The 19,220-nt window shown below is 70.2% G+C and carries 22 protein-coding genes; 11 read left to right on the top strand and 11 right to left on the bottom strand.

The window, feature by feature from the left end:
- Position 1: 1 nt before the first annotated feature.
- Positions 2-799 (bottom strand): 2-keto-4-pentenoate hydratase, encoded by a 798-nt coding sequence (locus tag ABD268_RS19665; RefSeq protein WP_344156455.1) that lies wholly within the window; start codon positions 797-799, stop codon positions 2-4.
- 26 nt (positions 800-825) lie between these two features.
- On the opposite strand from ABD268_RS19665, the gene kstD reads away from it, so the two are divergent.
- Both kstD and ABD268_RS19655 read left to right on the top strand, forming a co-directional pair.
- Positions 826-2,568: a 3-oxosteroid 1-dehydrogenase gene (kstD, locus tag ABD268_RS19660; protein WP_344156452.1), complete on the top strand. Its 1,743-nt coding sequence runs from the start codon at positions 826-828 to the stop codon at positions 2,566-2,568.
- Position 2,569: 1 nt separating this feature from the next.
- Positions 2,570-3,451, top strand: a complete 882-nt coding sequence (locus ABD268_RS19655; RefSeq protein ID WP_344156449.1) for a MaoC/PaaZ C-terminal domain-containing protein — start codon at positions 2,570-2,572, stop codon at positions 3,449-3,451.
- Between the two features lie 3 nt (positions 3,452-3,454).
- Here ABD268_RS19655 and ABD268_RS19650 read toward each other — a convergent pair whose 3' ends face one another.
- Positions 3,455-4,426 (bottom strand): magnesium transporter CorA family protein, encoded by a 972-nt coding sequence (locus ABD268_RS19650; RefSeq protein WP_344156446.1) that lies wholly within the window; start codon positions 4,424-4,426, stop codon positions 3,455-3,457.
- Between the two features lie 33 nt (positions 4,427-4,459).
- Positions 4,460-5,467 (bottom strand): hypothetical protein, encoded by a 1,008-nt coding sequence (locus tag ABD268_RS19645; protein ID WP_344156443.1) that lies wholly within the window; start codon positions 5,465-5,467, stop codon positions 4,460-4,462.
- 71 nt (positions 5,468-5,538) lie between these two features.
- On the opposite strand from ABD268_RS19645, the gene ABD268_RS19640 reads away from it, so the two are divergent.
- The 4 genes from ABD268_RS19640 to ABD268_RS19625 all read left to right on the top strand — a co-directional run bounded on the left by ABD268_RS19640 (position 5,539) and on the right by ABD268_RS19625 (position 9,234).
- A complete protein-coding gene (locus tag ABD268_RS19640; protein WP_344156440.1) occupies positions 5,539-5,943 on the top strand; it encodes a VOC family protein in 405 nt (134 codons plus the stop codon).
- A 52-nt stretch (positions 5,944-5,995) separates the two neighbouring features.
- Positions 5,996-7,165, top strand: coding sequence for a GDSL-type esterase/lipase family protein (locus tag ABD268_RS19635; RefSeq protein WP_344156437.1), 1,170 nt, complete (start codon positions 5,996-5,998; stop codon positions 7,163-7,165).
- A gap of 68 nt (positions 7,166-7,233) precedes the next feature.
- The gene (locus tag ABD268_RS19630; RefSeq protein ID WP_344156434.1) at positions 7,234-8,358 is read left to right on the top strand and encodes a patatin-like phospholipase family protein; all 1,125 of its coding nucleotides are present in this window, start codon (positions 7,234-7,236) and stop codon (positions 8,356-8,358) included.
- Positions 8,359-8,388: 30 nt separating this feature from the next.
- Positions 8,389-9,234, top strand: a complete 846-nt coding sequence (locus tag ABD268_RS19625; protein WP_344156431.1) for a phosphotransferase family protein — start codon at positions 8,389-8,391, stop codon at positions 9,232-9,234.
- Positions 9,235-9,266: 32 nt separating this feature from the next.
- Here ABD268_RS19625 and ABD268_RS19620 read toward each other — a convergent pair whose 3' ends face one another.
- The 4 genes from ABD268_RS19620 to ABD268_RS19605 form a co-directional block, all read right to left on the bottom strand.
- Complete coding sequence (locus ABD268_RS19620; RefSeq protein WP_344156428.1) at positions 9,267-9,755, bottom strand: GNAT family N-acetyltransferase; 489 nt, start codon at positions 9,753-9,755, stop codon at positions 9,267-9,269.
- Positions 9,756-9,811: 56 nt separating this feature from the next.
- Positions 9,812-10,258 (bottom strand): hypothetical protein, encoded by a 447-nt coding sequence (locus ABD268_RS19615; protein ID WP_344156425.1) that lies wholly within the window; start codon positions 10,256-10,258, stop codon positions 9,812-9,814.
- 295 nt (positions 10,259-10,553) lie between these two features.
- Positions 10,554-11,000 (bottom strand): hypothetical protein, encoded by a 447-nt coding sequence (locus ABD268_RS19610; RefSeq protein ID WP_344156422.1) that lies wholly within the window; start codon positions 10,998-11,000, stop codon positions 10,554-10,556.
- A 77-nt stretch (positions 11,001-11,077) separates the two neighbouring features.
- A complete protein-coding gene (locus ABD268_RS19605) occupies positions 11,078-11,482 on the bottom strand; it encodes an NUDIX domain-containing protein (protein ID WP_344156419.1) in 405 nt (134 codons plus the stop codon).
- A gap of 694 nt (positions 11,483-12,176) precedes the next feature.
- On the opposite strand from ABD268_RS19605, the gene ABD268_RS19600 reads away from it, so the two are divergent.
- Complete coding sequence (locus ABD268_RS19600) at positions 12,177-13,061, top strand: phosphatase PAP2 family protein (RefSeq protein ID WP_344156416.1); 885 nt, start codon at positions 12,177-12,179, stop codon at positions 13,059-13,061.
- A gap of 92 nt (positions 13,062-13,153) precedes the next feature.
- On the opposite strand, the gene ABD268_RS19595 is transcribed toward ABD268_RS19600, so the two are convergent.
- The 4 genes from ABD268_RS19595 to ABD268_RS19580 all read right to left on the bottom strand — a co-directional run bounded on the left by ABD268_RS19595 (position 13,154) and on the right by ABD268_RS19580 (position 16,356).
- Positions 13,154-13,450, bottom strand: a complete 297-nt coding sequence (locus ABD268_RS19595; RefSeq protein WP_344156413.1) for a PKD domain-containing protein — start codon at positions 13,448-13,450, stop codon at positions 13,154-13,156.
- Between the two features lie 293 nt (positions 13,451-13,743).
- Complete coding sequence (locus tag ABD268_RS19590; RefSeq protein WP_344156410.1) at positions 13,744-14,130, bottom strand: hypothetical protein; 387 nt, start codon at positions 14,128-14,130, stop codon at positions 13,744-13,746.
- Between the two features lie 188 nt (positions 14,131-14,318).
- Positions 14,319-14,753, bottom strand: coding sequence for a hypothetical protein (locus ABD268_RS19585; protein WP_344156407.1), 435 nt, complete (start codon positions 14,751-14,753; stop codon positions 14,319-14,321).
- A gap of 1,327 nt (positions 14,754-16,080) precedes the next feature.
- Positions 16,081-16,356, bottom strand: coding sequence for a hypothetical protein (locus tag ABD268_RS19580; protein ID WP_344156404.1), 276 nt, complete (start codon positions 16,354-16,356; stop codon positions 16,081-16,083).
- Positions 16,357-16,431: 75 nt separating this feature from the next.
- Between ABD268_RS19580 and ABD268_RS19575 the strand changes: the two genes are divergently transcribed.
- From ABD268_RS19575 to ABD268_RS19560, 4 genes are all read left to right on the top strand, one after another.
- Positions 16,432-16,596, top strand: a complete 165-nt coding sequence (locus tag ABD268_RS19575) for a hypothetical protein (RefSeq protein WP_344156401.1) — start codon at positions 16,432-16,434, stop codon at positions 16,594-16,596.
- Positions 16,597-16,774: 178 nt separating this feature from the next.
- Positions 16,775-17,362 (top strand): GNAT family N-acetyltransferase, encoded by a 588-nt coding sequence (locus tag ABD268_RS19570; RefSeq protein WP_344156398.1) that lies wholly within the window; start codon positions 16,775-16,777, stop codon positions 17,360-17,362.
- 106 nt (positions 17,363-17,468) lie between these two features.
- A complete protein-coding gene (locus ABD268_RS19565; RefSeq protein ID WP_344156395.1) occupies positions 17,469-17,912 on the top strand; it encodes a VOC family protein in 444 nt (147 codons plus the stop codon).
- 198 nt (positions 17,913-18,110) lie between these two features.
- Positions 18,111-18,992: a hypothetical protein gene (locus tag ABD268_RS19560; protein ID WP_344156392.1), complete on the top strand. Its 882-nt coding sequence runs from the start codon at positions 18,111-18,113 to the stop codon at positions 18,990-18,992.
- Positions 18,993-19,220: the final 228 nt, after the last annotated feature.

Genomic DNA, 19,220 nt, shown 5'->3' with positions numbered 1-19,220 from the left:
GTCAGTCGGTGAAGGACACGCGGAGGGTGCCGAGGCCGTCGAGGACCGCCTCGAAGTCGTCGCCGGGGCGTACGTCGACGGCGCGGTGCACGCTGCCGGGCAGGACGACGTGGCCAGCCTCGAGGGTGACGCCGTACGCCGCGACCTTGCGGGCGAGCCAGGCCACCGCGGTGACCGGGTTGCCGAGGACGGCGTCGGAGCGTCCCGCGGCCACCTGCTCGCCGTTGCGGGTCAACCTCGCCTCGATCCCGCGCAGGTCGATGTCGGCGGGCCGGACCCGCTCCGGGCCGAGCACGAAGCCGGCCGAGCTCGCGTTGTCGGCGATGGTGTCGCCGATCCGGATGTCCCAGTCACGGATCCGGCTGTCGATGAGCTCGATCGCCGGCGCCACCGCCTCGGTGGCCACGAGCACGTCCTTCTCGGTGCAGTCGACGCCGGGCAGCGCGGCCCCCAGGACGAAGCCGACCTCGACCTCGACCCGCGGGTAGCAGTAGTGGCCGGCACTCACGGGGCGGTCCTCGGAGAGGACCATGTCCGAGAGCAGGTGCCCGTAGTCCGGCTCGTCGACGCCCATCATCTCCTGCATCGCCCGCGACGAGAGACCGACCTTGTGGCCCCGGACCTCCGCGCCGTGCGCGAGGCGCCGGCGGATGTTGAGCAGCTGGATCTCGTAGGCGTCGACGACGTCGAGCCCCGGCCAGGTCTCGCGCAGCGGAGGGATCGGGCGCTGGTCACGTTCGGCGGCCTCCAGGGCGTCGGCGACCTCGCGTCGTACGTCGGGCGGGAGCATGTCGACCATGCTAGAACCTGTTACAGTTTTGCGCCATGACGGAGTCTCGACAGGCTCGACCACCGGGTCGCGAAGCACCCCTCCCGGACGAGGTCGACGTCGTCGTCGTCGGTGCGGGTGGCGCCGGGATGACCGCCGCCCTCGCAGCCGCCTGCCACGGCCTCGACACGGTGCTGCTCGAGAAGAGCCCCTACTTCGGGGGCTCCACCGCGCGGAGCGGGGGCGGGGTCTGGATCCCCGGCAACTACGCCCTGCGCGCAGCGGGCCAGGCCGACGACCTCCCCCGCGACCTGGCCGCGTCCAAGCACTACCTCGACGCGATCGTCGGTGACGTGGTCCCCAAGGTCCGGCGCGACACCTTCATCGACCGCGGCCCCGAGGTCATGGACTTCCTCAGGGAACGGACGCCTGTCCGGTTCGCGTGGGTCCCGCAGTACGCCGACTACCACCCCGAGGCACCCGGCGGCCGGGCCGCGGGGCGCAGCGTCGAGCCGGTCCCGATGGACGCCCGGTTCCTCGGCGAGGAGCTCGACCGCCTCCACCCGGCGTACACCAAGGCGCCGGCGAACCTGATCGTCACGCAGGCCGACTTCCGCAGGATCAGCCTGGGCCTGCGCACCCTCCGCGGCCCGGTCACGATGCTCAAGGTGCTCGCCCGGCGGACGGTGAGCGTCCTGCGCAAGCGCCGGATGTACGCGATGGGCAACGCGCTGGCCATCGGGCTGCGGCAGGGGCTGATCGACGCCGGTGTGCCGGTGCACTACGAGACCGAGCTGACCGGCCTGGTGATCGAGGACGGCCGGGTGGTCGGCGTACGAGTGCGGCGCGGGACGGGCGGGACCGAGCACGTCGTCCGCGCCCGTCGCGGCGTGGTCCTCGGCAGCGGCGGCTTCGAGAGGAACCTCGAGATGCGCGAGAAGCACCAGCCCGCGCCGACCTCGGTCGACTGGACGACGGGGTCGCAGTTCAACACCGGCGGCGGGGTGCTGGCGGGCATCGCGGCCGGCGCCGACACCGACCTCCTCGACGACGCCTGGTGGGGCCCGACGATCCCGCTGCCGTCCGGCCCGTGGTTCTGCCTGGCCGAGCGCAACCTGCCCGGGTCGATGATCGTCAACGCGGCCGGGCAGCGGTTCATGAACGAGGCGCTGCCGTACGTCGAGGCCGTGCACGAGATCTACCGGGGCGAGGCCACCGGCGTGCCGCACGTGCCGGCGTGGATGGTCATCGACCAGCGCTACCGCAACCGCTACCTGTTCGCCGGACTCTCGCCGCGCCAGGCCTTCCCCGGCCACTGGATGAAGTCCGGTGTGGTGCGCAGGGCCGCCACGCTCGAGGCGCTGGCGGCCGAGATCGATGTGCCGGCCGACGCGCTGCGCGAGACCGTCGAGCGGTTCAACGGCTTCGCCCGCACCGGCGTGGACGAGGACTTCCACCGCGGCGAGAGCGCCTACGACAGGTACTACTCCGACCCCACGGTGAAGCCGAACCCGTCGCTGCACGCGATCGACCGGGCGCCGTTCTACGCCGTGAAGATCGTGCCCGGCGACCTCGGCACCAAGGGCGGCCTGGTCACCGACGAGCGCGCCCGCGTGCTGCGCCCGGACGGCTCGGTGATCCCCGGGCTCTATGCCGCCGGCAACGTCTCCGCTGCCGTCATGGGCCGCACGTACGCCGGCCCCGGCGCCACGATCGGTCCGGCCCTGACCTTCGGCTACCTGGCCGCCGAGGACATCGCCGCCGCGGTGGCCGAGCCCGTCGCCACCACGAAGGACTGACATGCCGATCGATCCCGGCCTTGCCGTCGGCGCCGAGCTGCCGGACCGCACGTTCTCGTGGGACAGCAGCGACGTGCTGCTCTACCACCTCGCGATCGGGGCCGGCTCGCGTCCCGGCGACCACATCTCCCCCGCCGCGCTGCGCTACACCGTCGACGGTCCGTCGCTCCAGGTGCTCCCCTCGTTCGGCATCGTGGCACCGACGTTCCACGAGACGAACCCGCCGCCGCTGGACCTGCCCGGCTGCGACATCGACCTCGCCCGGGTCGTGCACGGCTCGCAGTCGGTCGCCGTCTCCGGCCCGCTCCCGCCGACGGGGACAGCCACGCTGCGCACCCGGATCAGCGACGTCTGGGACAAGGGCCGGGCGGCGGTCATCTGGCAGGAGGGGGTCGCGACCTCCGAGACCGGGGCGGAGCTGTGGACCACCCGCTCCTCCATCTTCATCCGCGGCGAGGGCGGCTGGGGCGGTGACCGGGGCTCGTCGGAGCCCGTCGCGGTGCCCGACCGCTCACCCGATGCCGACACGGCGTACGACGTGACACCGCAGCAGGCGCTGCTCTACCGCCTGTGCGGTGACCGCAACCCGCTGCACGCGGACCCCGAGTTCGCCCGGGCCGCCGGCTTCCCGGCACCGATCCTGCACGGGCTGTGCTCCTACGGCATCGTGCTGCGCACCGTGACCGACGACCTGCTCGAGGGCGACGCCAGCCGGGTGGCGGCGTTCACGGCACGCTTCGCGGGCGTGGTGTTCCCGGGCGAGACGATCCGGGTCCGCGCCTGGCGGGAGGACGCCGCCATCGTGGTCTCGGCCACCGTCGCCGGCCGGGGCGAGCGCGACGGCGCGCCGGTGCTCGCCGACTGCCTGCTGACCCCCGCCTGAGGATCAGAGCCAGTCCCACCGCTTGAACGCGACGTACAGCCCACCGGAGAGCAGCACGATCAGCAACGTCGAGGTGTAGAACCCCGACATCCGCGCGAAGCCCGGGTAGGGCAGGTTCTGGCCGTAGAAGCCGGTGATCGCCGTGGGCACGGCGATGATCGCCGCCCAGCTGGTGACCTTCTTGGTGATCACGTTGAGCCGGTTGCCCTGGATGGTCAGGTTCGTCTCGACGATCGTGGCGACGAGGTCTCGCAGGCCCTCGGTCCACTCCGCCACCCGCAGCACGTGGTCGTAGACGTCCTGGTAGTACGCGGTCATCTCCACCGGCACCAGGCCGACGTCGCGGCGCATCATCGTGTTCACGACCTCCCGCATCGGCAGCACGACCCGGCGGAGCAGGACCAGGCTCTTGCGCAGCTGGAAGCTGCGGCGCTGGACGTCCTTCTCGCGCGGCCGGTCGTCGAAGAGCAGGTCCTCGAGCTTCTCGATCTCGTCGTCGAGGGACTGCACGGCGTCGAAGTGGCCATCGACGACGAAGTCGAGGAGGCCGTGCACGAGGGCACCGATGCCGAACTGGGTCAGGTCGACGTTGTCGTCCCACTGCCGAAGCAACCCGTCGATCGGGAAGGCGTCGTCGGTCCGCACCGTGACCAGCGCCGAGGGGGTGATGAAGGCGGCGATCTCGCCGGTCACCAGCTCGCCGGACGCGGCATCCAGGTGGACCGCGTAGGCGGCGAGGAAGTCGTGGCCCTGGAAGCGGTTGAACTTCGGCCGCTGCCGCCCGCTGGTGGCGTCCTCCACCGCCAGCGAGTGCAGCCCGAGCTCCTCGGCCACGTGCTCGAGCTCGGCCAGCTCCGGGCCGCAGAGGTCCACCCACACCATCGCGGATTCGTCCTCGAGGTGCTCGGAGACGTCGTCCAGCGGGAAGTCCTCATCGGTGAGGACCCCCTTGCGGTAACAGCGGGTGCGAGCCACGACACCGAGTATTGCTCACACGCTGTGTTGGCATCAGACGACGGGCTGGACCTCGGGGATCGGGTCGGGCCGGAGGAACTCCAACGCTCCCCCGTGACCGCTGTGCAGCTCGAACGGCTCCCCCTGCCTCGGGGCCAGCCGGAGCCGGACCCCGGCGGTCTTGGAGTTGAGGCAGTGGCTCAGCGAGCGGGCGGGGTTCTGGTAGCCCAGGCACACCATGGCGCTCGGCGACCCGACCATCTCGAGGGTGGCCTCCCCGTCGCGGCCCCTCATTCCGAGCGACCACCGCGGGAAGTCCAGCGTCGGCCGCTGGCGCCACAGGTCGGCGACCCGGTCGAAGCGGTACTCGCGGGCACCGCGGCGTACGACGAGCATCGACAGCAGCGGTGACTGTCGGCTGCCCAGCTCGATGCGGCCGGACGCAGCCTCCAGGACGGCGTACGGCGTGCCCCGCTGGTCGAGGAACACGCACTGGCCCCACGCGTACTCGGGGCTGTGCGCCGCACCCCAGTTGTGCCCCTGCATGCCGGTCCAGCCGTCGAGGTCCCACCGCTCGTCGTCCCACAGCATCTCGCCCAGGAACGCGGCGACCGGGAACGGCGAGAGCAGCTTGTTCTTCGGGAACCGTGCGTCCACCAGGCGTCGTGACGGCAGCAGGCACATCGGAGCGCCCAACGGCCCGGGCGCCCGGGTGAAGGACAGGTCCCAGGTCACCCGGCCGGCGTCGGACTCCAGGGCCCCGGACGACGTACCGTCGAACGCGCCCAGGTCCAGGCTCAGCGGCCCGACCCGGACCCCGAGGTCGGTCACGGTGCTCTCGAAGGTGGAGTCCCCGAGGGGTACGTCGTGCCGGAAGCCCGCGGTCCGGTCACCGTCGAAGGCGCTGAACCACGCCTGGCTCACCGCCGTCCCGTCCGCCCTCGTGAGCACGGTGGCCTTGAGCCAGACCGCCCGCGGTCGCCCGGGATCGTTGGCGCGCACGAACCACGACTCGACGTGGTCCGTGCCCGTGCGGAACCGGGGCGCGTTGTCGGGCAGCATGCCGTCAGTCTGGCGCAGGCCGGCCGCGGGAACAGCGATGAGTTCTCACCGGTCGGCAGGTCTCATCAGTCATGACCGACACCAAGCACAGCCCCACCACCGTCTCGAACATCGGAGTGGCCATGTTCGCGGTCGCCGACCAGGACGCGGCCCTTGCCTTCTACACCGAGAAGCTCGGCTTCGAGGTGCGCAGTGACACCCGCTTCGGGGAGCACGACGAGATGCGCTGGCTGGAGGTGGCCCCGCCCGGCTCCCGGGCGCGGCTGGCCCTCAACCCGCCCATGGGTGGCGAGCCCGGCGGCGGCGGCATCGGCGTGGAGACTGCGGACGTCCTGGCCGAGCACGAGCGCCTGAGCGCCATCGGCGGCATCGACCTCGACCCGGAGCCGATGCGCACGCCGGGCGCTCCCCTGCTGTTCATGCTGCGCGACCCGGACGGGAACCACATCGCCGTGGTGGAGACGCCGCCGGCCTAGTCCGCCGCGACCCGGTCGCCGACGCCGCTCCCGCGGTTGGCAGGCTGGGCGCATGACCGGCTGGACCAGCACGCCCATCACCGAGCATCTCCTGCGCGGCGCCCTGGACCTGGAGCGCACCGCGCACGGCGTGCTGCCGCACCGGCTGCCGGCCCGGGCGCGCAGGCAGGTCCCCGACGAGCAGCTGGCCATGGCCGAGGCGCAGCCCTCGGGGGTACGCCTGGTCCTGCGCACGCGGGCCACCGCCATCGAGCTTGATGTGCTCCGCACGAAGATGGCCTACGCGGGTGCCCCACCTCGGCCCGACGGCGTGTACGACCTGCGTGTCGACGGCAGCCTCGTCGCCCGGGCCAGTGCGTCCGGCGGCAATGTCCGCACCCTCGACATGGCGACCGGGTCCGCGGTCACGCAGCCCGGTCCGGTCGGCACGCTCCGCTTCACCTCGCTGTCCGCCCACGTGAAGGACGTCGAGATCTGGTTGCCGCACAACGAGATCACCGAGCTGGTCGCCCTGCGCACCGACGCCCCGCTGGAGGACGCACCGGCACACGGCCGCACGGTGTGGCTGCACCACGGCAGCTCGATCAGCCACGGCTCCGACGCCGAGAGCCCCTCCACGACCTGGCCCGCGCTGGCCGCCTGCCTGGGCGGCGTGGACCTGGTCAACCTGGGGTTCGGCGGCAGCGCCCTGCTCGACCCGTTCACAGCGCGAGCCATGCGGGACACCCCCGCGGACCTGATCAGCGTCAAGATCGGGATCAACCTGGTCAACACCGACCTGATGCGTCTGCGCGCCTTCGGCCCGGCCGTCCACGGCTTCCTCGACACCATCCGCGAGGGACATCCCACCACGCCGCTGCTGGTCGTCTCCCCCATCCTGTGCCCCATCCACGAGCACACGCCCGGCCCGGCCGCGCCGGACCTCAGCAGTCTCGGCGCCGGGAGGCTGACCTTCCTGGCCACGGGCGACCCCGCGGACCGCACCCGCCTGACGCTCGACCGCATCCGGGACGAGCTCTCCCGCATCACGGCCGCGCGAGCGCCCGAGGACCCGCACCTGCACTACCTCGACGGTCGCGAGCTCTACGGCCGGGCGGACTTCGCCGAGCTGCCGCTGCCCGACCAGATCCACCCGGACGCCGCCACCCACCGCCTCATCGGCGAGCGCTTCGCAGACCGGGCGTTCGGCGACGGCGGCCCGCTCTGCGCCAAGCGCGACTGAGCGTGGACCTTCGCCTCTGGGCGGTCGGTCCCTCCTGACGCGAGCCTCCGAGCAGGAGGCGATCCGACATGACGTCCGCGAACCGGGCCCGCGACACCAGCCCACTCGACGCCGTACTCGACGTCTTCCGGATGCGGCAGTACTTCGACGTCGTGGTCCGGGCGCGCGACGTCGCGTCCTCGGCCACCAGGGACCTGCGGTTCGTCGGCACCCTCCGCCGCGGACTGCTGCCGCTGCCGATCGACCTCCGTCCACCGCCCACCCGGGTCTTCGACGAGCCCTCCGCCCCGATGCCCCCCGGGCTCGGCGGCAGGGTCGCCGTGGTCACCACCGGCGGCAGCGGCGCGCTCGCCTCAGTCGTCGGCGTCGCACGCGCGCTCGAGGAGACGGGCACCGCCGTCTCGGTCTACTCCGTGTGCTCGGGCGCCGCACTGTTCGGCTTCCCCCTGGGCGCCGGCATGTCGCCACAGGAGGTCGCCGAGCTCACGGCCTCGATGGTGCCCCGCGAGTACGTCGACCCGGGCTGGCGCGACCTCGCGCTCCTGGTGCCCACGCTCGGACGCGGGTGGGCGGGCCTCCTCCGCGGGGACAAGATCGAGTCGTTCTACCGACGCCATCTCGGCGACCTCACGCTGGGGCAGCTCGCGGTCCCGACGTACGCGCCGATCTGGAACGTCGAGCACAACCGGCTGGACTACCTCGGCCCTCGGACCTACCCCGACCTGCCGGTCGCGCGCGCGATCCGGATGGCGGTCTCACTGCCCCTGTTCGTGCAGCCCGTGACCCTCGACGGCCTCTCCTGGTGCGACGGCGGCATCGTGGACATCTTCCCCGTCCACCCGGTCCTGGACCTGGAGCCTGCGGTCGAGCACGCCATCGCGGTGAACGGCTTCTACCCCCACGACTTCGAGGGCGAGGATGCCACGGGGTGGGAGCACCGGCCGCTCAGCATCGTGAGTGCCGCGGCCCAGGTGCGCACGTCCCAACAGGTTCAGCTCGCCCGGGAGAACATCGCCCGGCTGCGGGCCGCGGCCGACACCGTGCTGGTCGAGCCGGTGCCCTACCAGAAGGTGGCCGGGACGGGCTTCTACGAGCAGTTCCTCGACACCGCGGAGTGGCCCGAGTTCATGCGCGCCGGCCGGTCCTCGATGCTCGACGCGCTGCGGCTCGAGGCGGCGCGCCGCCGGAGGTGAAACCACCGTCCTGCGCCCTACGATGGCGCGATGCCCTCCTCACCACGTCTGTCGCCGGCCCAGGACGACGTCGTCCGCAGGTGGTTCCCCGCCGTCGAGGTCATCGCCGACCTCAGCTGGGGCCTGACCGACACCGTGGTCCTGCACGTGCGCCATGACGGGACCCGGTCGATCATCAAGGCGGGCGGCCCGGCGAACCACCACATCGGGCGAGAGATCACGGCTCACGAGCGGTGGACGACCCCGTGGCGGGAGAGCGGCCGCTCCGCGCGGCTGCTGCATGCCGACCGCGAGCTGAACATCCTGGCCACCGGCTACCTCCCGGGCACCCTGGTGAAGGAACACCCTGCGGCCGACGACCCCGACACGTACCGCCAGGCCGGCGAGCTGCTGGCCCGCTTCCACGCCCAGGAGTCCACGGTGTCGCTGGACTACGAGTCCACCATGGACGCCAAGGCGCTCGCCTGGCTGGACAGCGAACACCGCATCGACGCCGTCACCGAGACCCGGCTCCGGGACGCCATCGCCACGCACGACCACGAGCCCGCGGAGCTCGTGCCGACCCATGGTGACTGGCAGCCACGCAACTGGCTCGTCCACGAGGGCCGGGTCAGCGTGATCGACCTCGGTCGAGCCGACCTCAGGCCGGCGTTGACAGACCTGGCCCGACTGGCCCGTCAGGAGTGGCAGGGCCGCCCGGACCTCGAGGAGGCATTCCTGGCCGGGTACGGCGGTGACCCGCGTGAGACCGCGGCCTGGCAGCGCACCCTGCTGCGCGAGGCGATCGCCACGGCCGTGTGGGCCTACCAGTTCGGTGACGAGCCGTTCGAGGCACAGGGGCACCGGATGATCGCCCAAGCACTTGGTCTGGGTTGACCGCTGCAGGTCACGCCCGTCCGAGCCCTTGGTCAGAGATCGATCCAGTAGCGCCTCACCAGCCCGTGGTCTTCGTCGACGACCTTCTCGAGGGCCCCAGCGTGCCGCTCGATGGTCTTGATCGAGCCCACGTTGTCATCACGGCACACCAGCAGGAGGCGGCTCAACCCGACCGCCCGCGCGCGGGGCAGGAGCTCACCCAGCGCCCAGGTCGCGGCCCCGCGTCCACGGGCCGACGGACGGATGCCGTACCCCACGTGCCCCAGTCGCAGAATCGTGTCGTCGGTCGCCGTGCGCAGGGCCATGCCTCCCAGCACGGCATCGCCGTCCACGATCCACCACATCCGCGCGGCAGGCAGTGACCCGATGCGACTCACCCAGGCGGAGAATCCCTCAGCACTCTCGACGTCATCGTCCGGGCCGAGGCCGAACCCGTCCTCGTGCAAGCCAGGTCCCCACTCCCTGTGGGACGCAAGCCAGGCCGAGTGTCGAGCGACGTCGGGGAGGACCAGCTCGAGCATTCCCACAACCTATCGATGACCGGCCCCCTCGCCCGCCCATCGGCCTGACGGTGCGTTCAGCGCCGGGGCTGGACCAGTCGGAAGCCGGGACACCCCCAGTCAGACCGTGAGGTCCTCGAACCGGGTGCCTGGAGAAGTTCAGTCCCGGTGCACTGAATCTCCGGCAGCTCGGGCCACTCCTCGCTGGCCGGGTGCGTGGTCGGGGTGATCGGGTGCCGGAACCCGGCGCCGGTGACGAACAGGAACGACCCGGTCTCGTCCTGCTCGATCCCGAACCCCGGGGCATGCTTGGCGGTGTGCCCGGTCTTGCACGCCGGCCACACCTCGCTGGTGCTGGTCTGCCCCTCCGGCCAGGGTCGGCGGTGGTCCAGCTCGATCATCCGTCCGGCCGGGTCGGTCAGCATCCGGCACCAGGTGGCGTCCGGCTGCGAGGCGATCGCGCGGCACAGCGGGGCCGGGATCACCGTGCCCTGGACAGCGTCCCGGGCTCGCGCGCAGATCATCGCGGCCCCATGTCCCGGAGCGTGTCGGGGGCACCGTACGGGCCACGTTCGCTGCTGCCGCGAATGCGCACCAATCTGGCGATGTGAGGGCACGCCTCCGGCGGGACGTCATACGTTCCAGTCGACCTGGCCGCCACCTGGGATGACGTCCCAGGCAAGGTCAGACATTCCGGTCGCTGGGCAAGCCACCCCGTATGACGTCCCGCAATGCCCGGCGCCGAGGCGACCGGAGCTGCCGCGGATAGTGCGATCCTGGCCGCTGTCCAAACGACGTCGCTGCCGCACATTTGCTCGGTCAGAACAACGTGGCGCCGAGTCCGCGCAGTGATCCCGGGTCCACGAGGGTGACTTCGCGGCCAAAGCCGCTCGCACTGGCGTCGGGACCGAAGGCTTGGTTCCAGACCCTGTCGAAATAGACGACCCAGTAGGTGCCGCTACCAGGCGCGCTATCGGTCTCCACCTTTGCGAGCGAGATGCCGAGAAGTCGCGGTGACTCTGGCGGATGCCCGTTGGGGCCGCGGTCGTGATAGCGCTCCCAGAGCGTGTGTGCGTCCTCGCGTGATCCCCCGCCCACCAACGTGACGGTCTGCTGCGAGTGACCGATCGCCTTGACCATCTGTGGTGTCAGTTCTGGTGCAACCTTGGCAGGCCACCACTGCCAGACCGAGACGCCTGCCACCAACAGAAGGCTCGCCACCACCGCTCCTGCCGCAATGGCTTGACGACCGCTCCAGCCCTTCACAGCCGGAGCATAAGCCGCGAAACGCGCCCAGCCGCGTTCCGAGCCGTCATAGCGGATGAGCGGACGGTTCGTAGCGGCTAATCGGCTGCGACCCGGACGGCGCTCAGGATGCTCGACAGGCCGGCCGGGTTGGCCATCTTCAAGTCTGCGAGATCGCTGGGCCGGAACCAGCGAAGATCGTCGTGCTCCTCGGGTGCGGCGTTGACAGGTTCCCCTTCCCAGCGCGTGACGAGGAACGCGTGCATGTCGAGGGTGGGGTCGCTGACCGTCATCGGGATGGGCAGGGGGTCGTGGACGTGGACACCGAGTTCTTCGAAGCATTCCCGACTGACGGCCTGGTGAGGCAACTCGCCCGACTCGACGTGTCCGCCGACGAGATCCCAGCAGTCGGGATACACCCGACGCGATGGATGGCGATGCATCAGGAGCACGAGACCGTCGCGCACAAGTGCCGCGACTGAGATCGAAATCTGGGCGACCATGGCGGCACACTAGGCGCGAACGCACTCTGTTGACTCCCCTCTGTGTCAACGAGCCCTGCGAAGTGGTGTCTCAGCTGGCTGGTGGCGGGTCCGGGAAGTGGCTTACCCCGATGAGCCGTCATTGGGCCGTTCCAGGACGCGAAGTGGTCGCGGTCGGGAATCGCTTGCTGTCGCCGACCTCGACCAGCAGCCGGCCGCCCGCGAGGGGCCGACGCCATGCAGCGCCATGAGGCTGGCGCCGGTGGCGGCGACCAGTTCCCAGGGCGACGGAGTGGGCGTCGGTGGCGTCGCTCTTGCGGCCCTGCCCGGTCGAGAAGACCCGTGCTCGCGCCGAGAGCTTGGGCGGTACGTCGACCACGTGCTCCCCTGACATCAAAGCGGCGCAGGGCGACGTGACGGCCGATGCCGTTGCAGCCCTCGATGGCCCAGATGCGGTCCGGGAGCTGGCTGAAATGGCGCCTCATCGCGGCGAACCCCTCGACGTCGGTGCCGTACCTGGCGCCACCCAGGACTGTCTAGTCGGCGGTCATCACCTCGATGGTCACCGACCGTTCGTGTGCGGATCCACCCCGATGACCACCCGTGCCGATTCCGTCGGCCACGCCGGTGATGGCGTAGCGCATGTGGCGGAGCCAACCACGCGTCTGGTGAGACGGTAGGTGAGCGCGCGGCCCCCGAGGGGTATACGGGTTCCGTGACCACGCAGCTGCTGCCCACCGGGCACGTGCCCGACCGGATCCGCCCCCGACTGGTGCTCGGCGGGCTCGGCGCCGCCTACCTGATTGCGCTCGCCGCCGCCTACGTGCTGACCGTGCGCACCGTTCCTGGCCGGCTGGTCAGCGACGCGGCGCTGCGCGGCGCGCTGAGCACTCGCTCGGCCGTCTCCGACAGCGTGCAGGCGGTCCTCGACGTGGTGTCGGTGGGCTCGCTCGCGGTGGCGACGGCGGCCGTCGTGGTGATCGCGCTGCTCCGGCTGGCCGGTCGCGCGGCCGTCGTCTCGATCGGTCTGCTGGCCGCAGCCAACGTAAGCACCTGGCTGCTCAAGAACTACCTGTTCTCGCGTCCCGACCTCGGCCTGCGCGAGGCCGCCCCGGAGACGCTGAACAGCCTGCCGTCCGGGCATGCCACCGCCGCGTTCAGCGCGGCCGCGGCGCTCGTCCTCGTGGCTCCGGTCGCGCTGCGCCGGGCCGCCGCCGTCAGCGGGGCAACCGTCGGCGCGCTCGTCGCGGTCGCGACCATGTCGGCCGGGTGGCACCGCGCAGGCGACGCGCTCGCGGCGTTCTGCGTGGTCGGCTTCTGGTCCGTGGTCGCGGCCTGGGTCGTGTTGCGCGGCAGTGACCAGGCGGTGCCCGGCGAGGACGGCTGGCGGCCGCCGGGTCGCACCGCAAGGATCGCCCTGGTCGGCGTCGCCGCCGGTACGGCGGTGTCGGTGCTGCTCGCGCTGCCCGGGCGCGACTCGACGAGCACACCGGCGACCGTAACGGCCCTGCTCGGCGGGGTGCTGCTCGTCGTAGGCGGCGCGTTCGCCGCCATGCTCGGGATCCTGCGGGCCGTGGACCTCGCAGGGACCGGACGCTAGCCAAGGCGGGAACGTCCTCCCGGCAACACCGCTACACCTGGGCCAGCTCCGCGAGCGACTCGTCGGCGATGGGAGCCGGTGTCAGTGGCGGGTCACTCGACGACAACGGTCGTCGACCCGTGCCCGACACCCCAGCAGCCCTTGTCGTCCTTTACTGCCACGGAAACCAGGTACTCGCCAGGCTCGGTGTAGGTGTGCTGCACGGTTCGCAGGTCTGACCCGCGGGTGATGGCGCCGTCCACGAACTCCCAGATGTACCCCACTATGCGCCGACCAGGACCGGGCGTGGCGGCTACTTCCATGGTGACCGTTCGTCCGTCGAACGACTGCTCGACACTCATCAGCGGGGCGATGATGGGGGTCTTCTCCTGGTCCGCGTTGAACCACACTTCGGCTCCCTGAGGAGCGACCCGCGCGGCTCGCAGGGTGACGGTCCAGGTGCCCTGTTCTGGAGAGGTGACGTGGCAGATGTCTGATGTCGGCCAGCCAAAGGCCCGTGAGCTGCCCCGTCCGGGGTTGCGCAACCACTCAGCTCAGCAGGATGACATGAAGCCAGGCGATCCGGGCAACGCGCACAGATGGCATGCCGCGAGTCTCGCAGCGTGTGAAGTGGTACACAGGCAAGCGACTCATCGGCTGCGAGCGCCTGCACTCATCCGATGAGCGGACCGCCCGGTCGGACTCACTCTCGGGGGCCGTCTCCCGTTCGAGCCGCGCGCTCGCGACTCAGATACCGAACCGGCTTGCCGAGCGACTCCGCGTAGGCAATTTCCCGTCGGGTTGACTCACCTACGTAGCCGCCCGGATCCACGATGTACACCTCGTCAGCCATGCGAATCTTTTGGAAGTGCACGCCGCCGAGCCGCCCCTTCAGGTCCGAGCTGTCGGCTGTCCAGTCGTAGTCCGGCAGATCGGGGAGGCTAAACATCCCGACGCTGATCACGACGCAACCTTCCATCGTGAGCCGCTGGTTGACCTCCGCGAACTCAGCCTCAAACTTGGTCGAGCCGCAGAGCGTGACGACCTTCGCCTCACCCTCGGCCGGCTGCGGCGCCTGCTGGTCCTCCATGAGGTTCATGATCGATGAACGGCAGGACGAGTCTGTCGCCGCCCCTTGGACGTCCGCTCTCGCCGCCCCTGGACGTCCGCTCACGCCGCAGAGTGTGCGGTCGTGCCGATGATCGGGCGTCACAAGAGTCTTCAGGACGCGAGCCGTGGTGATCCAAACGGCGGTCGGACAAGGACCAGGGCGGTGCGTCAGGGGTAGGCCAGCCTGACGTCCCGTGCACCCGTCGCCGCGACGCAGTCACGCAGGACATCGCCGGAGTCACCCAGACCGCGCAGGAAGTCGTCAGTCAGGGAGTAGACCCCGCCGGCGCCCTCGAAGTGCGAACCGACGGACACGGACCCGTCGAAATCGCCCGAAAACACCACCGACTGGCTCTCGGCGTCCCACGAGGTCCCGGCAGGCCAGAACACCACGCCATCGCCCAGCATCAGGCAGTCACCGCGCAGGGTCAGCTCGCCCCACACGTCCGCCATTGGGCGAATGCCGTTTGGATACGGCAACGCCACCACCGGCCCGTCCACGACGCCGGTCGCCTCCGACGGGTCCGGGCGCGGGGCAAGCGTCAGTGCGATCACGACCGCCACCGTCGCGAGCCCGATGCCGAGCCTCACCAGCCACCGCACAGTCGCAGTATGCGCTCCGACCGCGCGAAAGGGCGTCTTTCGTTCAACGTACGCTCGTGCCGCAGATGGTGCGCTTCTGTCGATGCACGCCGACGCAGCACTGTGGCCGATGATGTACGAGTGATGCGTGTTCGACCGATTCTCGCCTTAGCGGCAGCCGTCGGGGTTTTTGGCGCTCGCTGCAGGGAGCCTTGAGTTCCTGGACAGGCGAAATGATGTCGACTACACCGACGAGATTGCTGCGGCACGGCGGCAGGCGGGCGCTGACGGTGATCGCGTGCTGACGCTGCCGGCGAACGTCGCCAACCGGTGGTCGGACAACGGTGGTCCGACGTGGTAAGACGTGCACGAGTTCGTCACGCCGGGCAACGCGCTCCTCGAATCGCTCTTCGCCGCAGCGAACAAGACGTCCGAGAGCAGGGACGGGCGGTCGGTGGGGTCCTATCCCGACCTCCAATGCTTGTACTGGCCTGTTGTTCCCCATCGAGGCGACCACATCACCGAAACCGATTCTCTTCTGCGGATGTGCTACCGATCGGCCCCGCCCGCTGCTCGTCCCTACGCCATCACGGGGATGGCTGTTTCCTTCGACTGATCGATCCGGACATGCCGCGATCCGCGCGGTCCTGCCGATGTGAGTGCGCTGCGAAGCAGGGTGCGGTTTGATCGAGTCGTGACAGGAGTTGGCATCGAGACGGTTCAGTTGCCGCTGTCCGGGCTGCGGTGGCAGAGGCAACCGGATGGCCGGTGGCGTTGTGTGACCGCGTCTCAGCATGACGCTGAAGAGTCGGGCGACCACGTACCCGGACTCGACGAGTGGACGCCTGCCGAGGCCCCTGTCGGCACCGGGGGGCGCGCGCAGTGGGCCCCCGGTCGCGGCACTGGACCCAGTTGGTGGGTGATCTACGGTGACGCTCGACACGGCCCAGTCACCGTGACCTTGGACGACGGCCAGACTCCGCCCATCGTGTTCTTCGAGCCGCTGTGGATCTGCGAATGGATCAGCCCATGGCAACCCGCGCAGGTCACCGTTGGTGAGCAATCATTCCGGGCTTTCGCCAACCCGGTCCACTACTAAGGTCGGCCCGCTCGTCGATCACCCGAGTGGCGCTCGAAGTGACCGATCGACCGCACGCTCATGCCGCAATTGGTGCGGTCTAGCGCGACCAGCGAGACCGCCTAACGAGCAGTCCACCCCTCACAGCCAGCGACTTTCGATCATTCGGGATCTGCCGCTGTTGGCTCGATCCTGCCGAAAAGCGGGCGTGATCAAGGGCTTCAGGACGCGAGCCGTCGTGTGCGGTTGGACGAGGACCAGGGCGGTGCGTCAGGGGTAGGCCAGCACGAGGTCCCGTGCACCCGTCGCCTCGACGCAGTCGCGCAGGACATCGCCGGCGGCACCCATGCCGCGCAGGAAGTCGTCGGTCAGGGAGTAGACGCCGCCGCCACTCTCGAAGTGGGAGCCGACGGACACGGATCCGTCGAAGTCGCCCGAGAACACCACCGAATGGCTCTCGGCGACCCACGAGGTGCCGGCGGGCCAGAACACCACGGCATCGCCCAGCATCAGACAGTCACCGCGCAGGGTCAGCTCGCCTCGCACGGAACCGCAGGGTGGTCGTCGACGTTTCCCAGGGTGATCGGGTCGATGTCGGCGCGGGTTTCCAGGTGGAGCAACTTGCGTGCCCTGTGGGCGGCGCTCAACGCGGCCAAGGTGGCCGACACCGTCGCGGCCCTGCCGGACGGCCCGGAGACCGTCGTCGGGGGCGCGCGGTCACCGGTTCTCCGGTGGCAAGCACTGCAGCAGGCGCTCGACCACTGTGCCCGGGCCGGACCAAGCTGACCAACGCGCACCGGCGCTCCACGGTCGCCGGCGCTGACCAGGTCGCGGTCCTCGAGGCGTGTCGAGTCGTCCAGCTCGGCACGCCGGTCGAGCCCCTCGCCCGCGACGGCGCGTACGGCGCCCTGGCAGGGCGAGCTACCGGACGCCGAACGTCCGCAATCCGGGGTACGTTGCCGGCATGTCCGACTTCACGATCAAGGCGCTCACGCCGGAGACGTTCGACGACTTCGCCGCTCTCGTCGAGCGGAACAAGGGCATGTTCGCCAGCTGCTGGTGCACGAAGTTCCATCCCGACTGCGCGGAGAAGGGCCAGAGCGCCGAGGGGAACCGGGCGCTCAAGCAACGTCTGGTGGCCGATGGGATCGCCCACGCGGCGCTGGTCTACGACGGCGACCGGGCCGTCGCCTGGGCGGAGTACGGATCACCCGAGGAGCTGCCCGACATCCATCACCGCAAGGAGTACGTCGCCACTGCCGAGCGACTGCCCGACTACCGGGTCACCTGCATCCTGGTCGAGCGCGGCCTTCGCGGTCAGGGCCTGGCGGCGATCGCCCTGCGCGGGGCCGTCGAGCTGGTCGCGCAGGCCGGCGGCGGCCTGGTCGAGGGCTACCCGCACGACACCGGCGGGGTCCGGAAGAAGAACTCGTCGTTCCTCTACAACGGCACCCGCAGGATGTACGAGCGCGAGGGCTTCACCTACGACCGGCCCAAGGGCCTGGGCAACTGCGTGATGGTGCGCGAGGTGGCCCCGAGCACGCGCGACTGAACCGGTCCAGCGCTCCACGCGGCCCGCGTTCCCGTTCTGGGTTCCTTCCGGGACTCGGGGAAGCGTCGGCCTGAACGGCTCGGCGCGACTCGGTAACCTGCAGCGCATGCCGATCAAGCTCGAAAACGTCGGAATCGCCGTCCGCGACCTCGAAGCGACGATCGCCTTCTTCACCGACCTGGGGCTGACCGTCCTCGGCCGGGACACGGTCGGCGGAGAGTGGACCGACACCGCCGTCGGCCTCGACGGCAACCACGCGAACATCGCCATGCTCCAGACACCAGACGGCAACGGTCGCCTCGAGCTCTTCGAGTACATCCACCCCGACGCGATCGAGACGGAGCCCACCCGGCCCAACGAGATCGGTATGCACCGCGTCGCCTTCTCGGTCGACGACATCGACGAGGCCCTCCAGATCGCTGCGAGGCACGGCTGCCACCCACTGCGGGGCGTGGCGACATACGAGGACATCTACAAGCTCACCTATGTCCGCGGCCCCTCCGGCATCATCGTGATGCTCGCCGAGGAGCTGAACAAGGACCAACCGTGAATCGATGGTCCCGGAGAGGCGCGCCGCTGAGGATCCGCCAGCCGTCGGCCTGCTGCACGGGGAACGGGAACCCAAGCTGCGTCTCCGAGGCAATCCCGCGGGTCAAGCGGTAGGGGCCGCTGCGACAGCATCGACTGTGCTTGGGGAAGGCCAACTGCTTGATCAAGACGACGCGCTGACACATGTGAGGATTCGGGCATGTCTCGGTTCACCTACGTCGAGGTGTATCCCTCGACGGGTTCCCCTGACCGGTTCATGAGCTGGCCGGAGAGCACGCCCGTCAAGGATGCGTTTCTCCGAGCGAGTCGACCGGTGTGCGAGCTGTACGCCGAGGGCCTCGACAAGCTGGACGTTCAGGGCTACAAGTCCGTGCTCAGGTTGACGGCCTGGTTTCCCGAGGACCAGCACGGCGGCCGTGACCCGAACCAGGGCCCGGATGAGATCCACGTCGTCGTATGGCCCGAGAAGCCCTCCGACCTTCCGGGCGAGATGGGCGCGATTCACGCGTCCTCGTCGGTGGGGAGGCTCAACGCCCGGGACCGGGCACGGTTGGTGCTGGAGGTGGTGCACACGGCCGTGCGGCAGTTGGCCAGCTACCGCGACTGGGACCCCGCCCAGTTCCAGAGCTGCTACAAGCACGTTCTGGAACAAGACTTCACGTACCACTGGCACAGCGCATGGAAGGCCAGCCCCGACCGGCGACACCGCGCCCGCGCGGTCTACCGACTGACCGCCGATGACGGCTGGGGCCGGGTCCGGCTCGAGATCGCCGATCGCGCCACCGGCGAAGTGATCGCTGTCAGTGATGAAGCAGTTGCGTTCTGCACATCCAAGGGCTTCGTGCGAAGTGCCAAGACCCTCGCTTGGAGCGACTCCGACCGCGTCCTTCTCTTGCCGTACTGCGGCCTCCTCGGGGATGTCTCGGGCCACGTGACTGCCGTACTGAGCCCCGGTGGTTGGACCTTCGACGTGCGCGACGACGTCACCGTCAGGCCTCCCGGAGGAACGGGGCTTCATGCCGCCGCCTCGCCTGCTGAGCTGCCGCGCGTGGTTGGTGTCAGCGCGTCACGGCGCGGTTGAGGCAAGCACTCGCGTCGGCGAGCGCTTGGGATGGCGGCCAAAGGGTGGCGGTCCGTCACGATGCGATCTCAAGCGCGGTGCGGGTCCCGGTAGGGATGCTCGTCTCTCAGGTACCAGACCGTCCATGTGAACGGGAAGCACAACCCCGCCAGCGCTGCGACAACGACGCCCCCGCCTCTCCGGCGCTCTCCAGCTGCCGTGAGAGCCATGAGCGCCAACAGCAGCGAG

The organism is Nocardioides koreensis (genome assembly GCF_039531775.1).
GTDB lineage: Bacteria > Actinomycetota > Actinomycetes > Propionibacteriales > Nocardioidaceae > Nocardioides > Nocardioides koreensis.
The sequence above is the reverse complement of the archived record's forward strand: the minus strand, read 5'-3'. Positions and strand labels throughout refer to the sequence as shown.